The organism is Eudoraea sp. (genome assembly GCF_049665975.1).
In the GTDB taxonomy this organism is placed as follows: Bacteria; Bacteroidota; Bacteroidia; order Flavobacteriales; family Flavobacteriaceae; genus Eudoraea.
Genome location: NZ_JBATGR010000410.1, coordinates 1 through 3,385, shown reverse-complemented (window position 1 = coordinate 3,385; position 3,385 = coordinate 1). Strand labels below are relative to the sequence as shown.

Sequence of the window (3,385 nt, the reverse complement as noted above, 5' to 3'; positions counted from 1 at the left end):
AGGAATAAAAGTTTTTAATTAGCACAGACTACTGTTCCAAAGTCTTAATTAAATAGATAAGATAAAGAACATAAAACCTTCAAGTAAACCCAATCTCCGATAGTAATTTACTTTTAAAGTTTAGTTGAGATAGAATTTTCCTTAGTTGAATATGATTTTTATAGCAATATAAATATTTGGTAATCAGAAACATAAATAATTACAAACGACTACAAAAGATTACAAACGAAAATAAGCGCTTCCTAACCGAGTATCACTAAACTGCTGTTCTATGTTTGCAGTGTCGGAGGATAAGACCCGATAGTATTAACTGTTTAATCCTTAAAATTAGTAATTATGAACGCACTTAGAAACAAAGTACAGTTGATTGGAAACCTGGGGCAAGACCCTGAAATTGTTAACCTTGATAATGGCGGTAAATTGGCTAAATTTTCCGTAGCTACCAATGAGATTTACAAAAACAGTAAAGGAGAAAAGGTAACGGACACCCAATGGCATAATGTGGTAGCCTGGGGTAAAACCGCAGAGATTGTGGAAAATTACCTGGCCAAGGGTAATGAAGTGGCCGTAGAAGGTAAGCTCATTCATCGCTCTTATGAAAATAAAGAAGGTGAAAAAAGATATATTACCGAGATTAAATGCAATGAATTAGTGATGCTGGGAAAATAGAGTTTTTCACGAAATGGTCAAAGCCATAATTTATTTCACTATAAAAAAGAGGATCTTGTAAGATCCTCTTTTTTTAAGGTTGTGTGTCTGCAGCAGCACTTTCAACTGTGATCTGTTGGACATCCCTGTCAAATAAGTAGAGCCCGCTTTTGTCATTTCCAATAAGGTTAATCTTATCTAAAATGGTGCGCGCAAGCGCTTCTTCTTCCATCTGTTCGGCAACATACCATTGAAGAAAATTATGTGTGGCATAATCTTTTTCCTGTAGGGCTACATGTACCAATTCATTAATGCTTTTGGAAACAAAAATTTCATGTTCATATAAATCTTCAAACATCTTTTGAAACGAATCATAAATAGCTTTGGGTTCAGTTAATGCGGATATTGCCGCTTGTCCTCCTCGCTCATTTACATATTTAACGAGTTTCAGCATATGCATTCTTTCCTCATCGGACTGTTTATACATAAATAGAGAAATTCCTTCAAGCCCTTTTACTTCTGCCCATGAAGCCATAGACAAGTAAATCTGTGATGACTCCGCTTCGATCCTGATTTGGTCGTTCAGGGCTTTTTCCATATTTTTTGAAAGCATGATAATTGTTTTTATCAAAGTTACAAAATCTAGTTACTAAGGACTTCGTAAAACGACAAGATTTTAGCCCTGTACGTCATTATTTTTTAAGCGATTAATTATCTCGCCATAACAATCAAAGTAAGTCCGATTATATAAACTACCAGCATAATATTTAGAAGTCTGGGAACTCCTTCTGGGGCTCCTTTAAATTCTTTCCAGACAAAAATACCCCAAAAGGCAGCTACTACAGTAGCTCCTTGCCCTAAACCATATGAGATTGCAGGTCCGGCCTTATCTGAGGCCAAAATGCTAAAAGACATACCAATGCACCAAATTGCCCCGCCTAAGAAGCCCATAAGATGGTTCTTGCTACCACCCGCAAAATAGTCTTTAAAACTCACCGGTTTTCCTTCGAATGGTTTTTTCATCAGCAGGGTATTGAAAATGAAATTGCTGGCCAGAATTCCTATGGCAAAAATAAAAACAGCGGTATACGGACTTAATTTTCCCGCAATGGGATTGGTAAATTCAGGAAACATGGAATTAGCCACATATTTATAAAAGAAACCCATTAGGAAACCTGCGATAATTGCCAAAACCAAGCCTTTTGTTGGAACCTTATCCTGACTTACGGAAAGTTTTTTATAGGCATTTGCATTGAGCAGCATGGCAATTACAATAAGTCCAACTCCGCCAAAGAGCATAGTTGGATTCCCAACGGGAATATCCAGATAATTTACAACTACACCTATGACCAATGCGAGGCCAATTCCAACCGGAAAGGCCACAGACATGCCTGCAATTGTAATTGCTGCAACGAGGAGAATATTGGCCGCGTTAAACAAGATCCCTCCCAAAAAAGCAGAACCTAAATTTTCAGAACTTGCCTGTGATAAGTCTTCCAAAAAAGGACGACCAGCATCTCCACTACTACCTGCGGTCAATGCCAGGAGCAATGAAAAAACTACAATTCCAAAAACATAGTCCCAATAAAACAGTTCAAAACGCCAGTCGGGAGAAGCAAGTTTTTGTGTATTTGCCCATGAACCCCAGGCCAACATGGTAATTATACAGAAGAAAACAGCTATTGGGTACGATTCTATGATAAACATATTATAAGAGATTAGTTTATTTCATTGAGATAAGGAGCAGAGGTTTGTGCTCCCATTTTGGTAACAGCGCGCGCTGCGGCTTTATTTGCAAACTCAATGCTTTCCTTCCAGGGCATGTTTTGAGCCAGACATACGGCCAGGGCTCCGTTAAAGACATCACCGGCCGCCGTGGTATCTATAGCATTCACTTTTTGGGCTTTTGCAGTAAAATGTACTTCACTATTCATAAAAAAAGCACCCCTGCTGCCCATGGTGATTATAACATTTTTAACACCTTTTTGAAAAAGAGCTTTGCATGCCCTGCTTGCCGATGTTTCATCTGCGACTTCAACCCCTGTAAGAATTCTGGTCTCTGTTTCATTTGGAGTAATAAGAAATAGTTCTTTAAGAATGTCATCTGACAGTTGCTGAGCAGGGGCAGGATTAATGATCAACTTCTGATTATTTTCCCTGCAGTAGTTTGCTAAATGTGCTATCACCGGTATGGGTGTTTCCAGTTGCGTTAAAATTATATCAACACCTTGAATCTGCTTAGAAACACCTTCTAAATGTGTTTTTGATAACAGATTATTTGCCCCTGATGCCACAACAATTTCGTTTTCCCCTTCTGCATTTACAGTAATTAATGCAACGCCTGAAGGCTCACCTTTTGCAATTAAGACCCCATCAATGTTTATCCCTTCCTTTTTATAGCCTTCAAGGGCATTTTGGCCAAAAATATCATCTCCCACACAACATATAAAATTTATCTTTCCTCCTAAACGTGCGGCAGCAACAGCCTGGTTGGCACCTTTGCCCCCAGGGAACATAAAAAAATCGCCACCTAGTATGGTTTCTCCAGGTTCAGGAAATCTGGGTGTTTTTACGACCATATCGGTATTAGAACTCCCTACAACAACAATTTCTGGCATTTCTATTATTTTAATTTAGTAACAGGAACAGGGTTTGCAAGGCTGCTGTAGAAATCTTCCAGAAGTTCTTCCTTTTTAAAGTTTTCCCAGACAGCAATTTTACGGTTATTATCGGGACG

4 protein-coding genes are annotated in these 3,385 nt (G+C 38.5%); 1 reads left to right on the top strand and 3 read right to left on the bottom strand.

All coding sequences use genetic code 11. The features are described 5' to 3' along the window. The first annotated feature begins 336 nt into the window (after nt 1–336). Nucleotides 337–669 carry a single-stranded DNA-binding protein gene (locus WBN20_RS13625; protein ID WP_348137851.1) on the top strand — a complete coding sequence of 111 codons (333 nt, stop codon included), beginning with the start codon at nt 337–339 and terminating at the stop codon, nt 667–669. A 73-nt stretch (nt 670–742) separates the two neighbouring features. Here the strand turns inward: WBN20_RS13625 and WBN20_RS13620 are convergent, their stop codons facing one another. The 3 genes from WBN20_RS13620 to rbsK form a co-directional block, all read right to left on the bottom strand. After that, entirely contained in the window at nt 743–1,261 is a 519-nt protein-coding gene (locus tag WBN20_RS13620; protein WP_424272309.1) for a ferritin, read from the bottom strand. A gap of 98 nt (nt 1,262–1,359) precedes the next feature. Then, complete coding sequence (locus tag WBN20_RS13615; protein WP_424274029.1) at nt 1,360–2,355, bottom strand: GRP family sugar transporter; 996 nt, start codon at nt 2,353–2,355, stop codon at nt 1,360–1,362. Between the two features lie 11 nt (nt 2,356–2,366). Then, nucleotides 2,367–3,266, bottom strand: a complete 900-nt coding sequence (gene rbsK / locus WBN20_RS13610; RefSeq protein WP_424282083.1) for a ribokinase — start codon at nt 3,264–3,266, stop codon at nt 2,367–2,369. Nucleotides 3,267–3,385 lie beyond the last annotated feature (119 nt).

Coding starts and splice junctions, on each gene's coding strand:
- WBN20_RS13625 (WP_348137851.1), top strand. CDS start 337: ATGAACGCACTTAGAAACAAAGTACAGTTGATTGGAAACCTGGGGCAA.
- WBN20_RS13620 (WP_424272309.1), bottom strand. CDS start 1,261: ATGCTTTCAAAAAATATGGAAAAAGCCCTGAACGACCAAATCAGGATC.
- WBN20_RS13615 (WP_424274029.1), bottom strand. CDS start 2,355: ATGTTTATCATAGAATCGTACCCAATAGCTGTTTTCTTCTGTATAATT.
- rbsK (WP_424282083.1), bottom strand. CDS start 3,266: ATGCCAGAAATTGTTGTTGTAGGGAGTTCTAATACCGATATGGTCGTA.